The organism is Dietzia sp. SLG310A2-38A2, from assembly GCF_014145095.1.
Taxonomy (GTDB): domain Bacteria; phylum Actinomycetota; class Actinomycetes; order Mycobacteriales; family Mycobacteriaceae; genus Dietzia.
In genome coordinates this window covers 1-3644 of record NZ_JAALDX010000107.1, presented here as the reverse complement: position 1 = coordinate 3644, position 3644 = coordinate 1, and the positions used below count along the sequence as shown (strand labels likewise).

Sequence of the window (3644 nt, the reverse complement as noted above, 5' to 3'; positions counted from 1 at the left end):
CTCGCCCCCCAGCGGCCGCTGGGGGAACTGCGCCCGGACGTGGAGATCGTCGACGCGGCCAAGATCCCCTACGGCCGATCCATGGCCCAGGACGCCATCAACCAGGTCCTCGTGGACCGGGCGAGGGAGGGCAAGTTCGTCGTCCGGCTCAAGGGCGGTGACCCGTTCCTCTACGGGCGGGGATACGAGGAAGCCCACGCCTGCGCCGAGGCCGGGATCCCCTGCAGCGTCGTCCCCGGGGTCTCCAGCGCGCTCAGCGTCCCCGCGCTCGCCGGGATCCCCGTGAGCAACCGCGGAATGACCCATGAGGTCACCATCGTCTCGGGCCACCTCCCACCGGGACACCCGGGCTCTCTCATCGACTGGGAGGCCCTCGCACGGATGCGCGGGACACTGGTCGTGCTGATGGGCGTCAAGAACTCCCCGGCGATCGCCGAGTCCCTCATGGCCGGCGGGCGGGCGGCGGACACACCCGCCGCGATCATCGTGGACGGCAGCCTCGACGGTCAGGTCACCCACCGGTGCACCGTCGGGACCATGGCCGCCACGCTCGCCGACCGCGAGGTCCGACCGCCGGCGATCGTCGTGGTCGGTGAAGTCGCCGGGCTCCCGCAGGTGCTGACCCGGGTCTGAGCCCCCACTCTCAGGGTTCGGTCACCATCGTCAGGGTGGTGGCGGAGGTGTACTCGAGTGTGTGCCCCGCCCGGCGGGCCACCCGCAGGAGCGCCGGCACGTCGGTCATCTCCGCGCGGGAGGTCGCCAGTGACCTGGCGAGCAGGCCCTTGTGGTGCTTCGAGAAGTGGGAGACCACCTTGCGGGAGCCGTCCGGGTACTCCGTGACGACGTCGACGGTGACAGCGCCCGGAACCGGCCCCAACTGCTGGTAACCCCCCGAGCGGAGGTCCACCACCAGGTCGTCGACCCAGTCGGCGGTGGCGTCGGTCAGCGAGGGCTTCCACACCGAACGGAGCGTTCCCAGTCCGGGTAGTCGCGTCCCCGCGGAGAGTCGGTAGTGCGGGATGGGGTCGGCTGCGGCCAACAGACCGAACAGCGCCGACCCGATCCACAGCCGCGATTCGGCGCGCGCCCGGGTGGCCCGGGTGAAGGAGGACTGGTCCAACGCGTCGTAGAGCACCCCGGTGTACCGGCTGAGTGCGGGGGCGGTGGGGGAGGACCACAGGTGTGCGTCGTGTGTCACCTCGTCGGCGAGCGTGTCGCTCAGGCCGAGCGCGGTCCGCGCACCCCGCGGGTCGTCGACACACATCGAGACCAGGGCACCGGCCACCGATTCCCGGGTGTGGGTGAGCGCGGGGAGCGACAGCGCGGCCAGATCGAGGGGGTCGCCCGACCCGCCGACGGACTTGGTCTCGGAGGGCGAGAGGAGGATGCGCACCCGGCTGAGGCTACCGCCCGCGCCGGTGGCGGGTTCCCGGGCGGCTACGCTGGACCACCGTGATCACGCGTCTGTCCCACCTCTTCCTGCGTACGCTCCGCGACGACCCGGCCGATGCCGAGGTCCTGAGCCACAAACTGCTGGTCCGTGCCGGCTATGTCCGGCGCGTCGCGCCCGGCGTGTACTCGTGGCTGCCGCTCGGCCTGCGCACCCTCCGCCGGATCGAGCAGGTGGTGCGCGAGGAGATGAACTCCGCCGGTGCACAGGAGATCAGCCTGCCCGCGCTCCTGCCCCGTGAGCCCTTCGAGACGACCGGCCGGTGGACCGAGTACGGATCGGCACTGTTCCGCCTCAAGGACCGTAAGGGCAACGACATGCTGCTCGGGCCCACCCACGAGGAATTGTTCACGCTCACGGTGCAGGGCGAGTACTCCTCGTACAAGGACCTGCCCGTGACCCTGTACCAGATCCAGTCCAAGTACCGGGACGAGGAGCGGCCCCGCGCCGGGATCCTCCGGGGCCGCGAGTTCACCATGAAGGACTCGTACTCATTCGACCTCGACGACGCCGGTCTCGAGCGCTCGTACCAGGTGCACCGGGAGACCTACCAGCGCATCTTCGACCGCCTGGGTATCGACTACGTGATCTGCGCCGCGACCTCGGGAGCGATGGGCGGATCGGCCTCCGAGGAGTTCCTGGCGATCTCCGCGGCGGGGGAGGACACCTTCGTCAGGTCGACGGACGGGGAGTACGCGGCGAACGTCGAGGCTGTGGTGACCCCGGTGCCGCCCGCCCGTCCGTTCGAGGGACTCCCCGCTCCTGTCGTCCACGACACCCCCGGGACTCCGACGATCGCGACGCTGGTCGACTGGGCCAACGGCGCGGGTCTCGGTCGCGAGGTGACCGCAGCGGACACCCTCAAGAACGTGTTGTTCAAGGTCCGTGAGCCCGGCAAGGACTGGGAACTGCTGGGCGTGGGACTGCCCGGGGACCGTGAGGTCGACATGAAGCGCGTCGAGGCGGCGCTCGAGCCCGCCGAGGTGGCCGTGCTGGGCGAGGACGACTTCACCGCCAACCCGTTCCTCGTGAAGGGGTACATCGGTCCCGGGGCCCTGCTCGCGGGCGGGGTCCGGTACCTGGTGGACCCCAGAGTGGTCGAGGGGACGGCATGGATCACCGGGGCGGACGAGCCGGGCAGGCACGTCGTGGACCTCGTCTGCGGCCGCGACTTCACCCCCGACGGCACGATCGAGGCGGCCGAGGTCAGGGAGGGTGACGAGGCCCCCGACGGCCACGGCACACTCACCCTCGCTCGGGGGATCGAGATCGGCCACATCTTCCAACTCGGCCGTAAGTACACCGACGCCTTCGGATTCGACGTCCTCGGTGAGAACGGGAAGCCCGCCCGGGTGACGATGGGCTCGTACGGCATCGGGGTGTCCCGGCTCGTGGCGGTGTTGGCCGAGCAGTACGCCGACGAGAAGGGCCTGGTGTGGCCGGCAGCCGCGGCTCCGGCCGACGTCCACGTGGTGATAGCCAACAAGGACGAGGCGGCGACCGGCGGCGCAGCGACGCTCGTCGAGGCTCTCGACCGGGCCCGCCTCGAGGTGCTCTTCGACGACCGGAAGGCCTCACCCGGTGTGAAGTTCAAGGACGCGGAGTTGATCGGCGTCCCGTGGGTCGTCGTCGTGGGTCGTGGTTGGTCGGAGGGGACCGTGGAGCTCCGTGAGCGTGCCACAGGGGAGGTCACCCAGGTGTCGGTGGACGGGGCCGCCGACGAGATCATCCGACTCATCGGGGCCGGGCGCTAGGCCGTCAGGACGGGGGAGGGAACCCGGGCAACGCCTCGAACGGCGCGCCCGGGACCAGGGTCCTCCAGCGGTCGAGCTGAACGGAGGCAGCCGTGAGGGCGTCGAGACAGAACCTCCGGATCTCCGTCGACCTCGCGGCCCCGATCTCAGTCCGCCACGCCACGCAGCAATCCGACTCGAGCCGGATGGCGAGGAGCACGGGCGAGGTCGGGGTGTCGGGGGTCGTCAGATACCCGACCGGAGCGGGAGGGGATCCGGGCCACAGTGCCTCCGCGGCATCCCGGCGCGCGCGGTGGGCGGCGAGTTCCCGCCGGACCGCGGCGCGGATACCGCTGTCGGCACCGGCCAGGACGAGACCGTAACCGAAGACGGCGGCATCCTCGGCCGCCAACCCTGGTGGGGTCGTCATGCGAGCACCACCTCGGCCGCCGTCGTGCAGG

Annotated in this window: 4 protein-coding genes; 2 read left to right on the top strand and 2 right to left on the bottom strand. The window is 70.9% G+C overall.

Annotated elements, in window-relative coordinates; translation table 11 throughout:
- On the top strand, positions 1-633 hold a 633-nt coding region (cobA, locus tag G6027_RS04145), incomplete at its 5' end, for a uroporphyrinogen-III C-methyltransferase (protein WP_182635656.1).
- 10 nt (positions 634-643) lie between these two features.
- Here cobA and G6027_RS04140 read toward each other — a convergent pair.
- Complete coding sequence (locus G6027_RS04140; RefSeq protein ID WP_182635653.1) at positions 644-1393, bottom strand: peroxide stress protein YaaA; 750 nt, start codon at positions 1391-1393, stop codon at positions 644-646.
- Between the two features lie 59 nt (positions 1394-1452).
- Here G6027_RS04140 and G6027_RS04135 point away from each other — a divergent pair, with 59 nt between their 5' ends.
- On the top strand, positions 1453-3204 hold the full coding sequence (locus tag G6027_RS04135) for a proline--tRNA ligase (RefSeq protein ID WP_182635651.1): 1752 nt from the start codon (positions 1453-1455) through the stop codon (positions 3202-3204).
- Positions 3205-3208: 4 nt separating this feature from the next.
- Here G6027_RS04135 and G6027_RS04130 read toward each other — a convergent pair.
- On the bottom strand, positions 3209-3644 hold a 436-nt coding region (locus G6027_RS04130; protein ID WP_346995622.1), incomplete at its 5' end, for a DUF4439 domain-containing protein.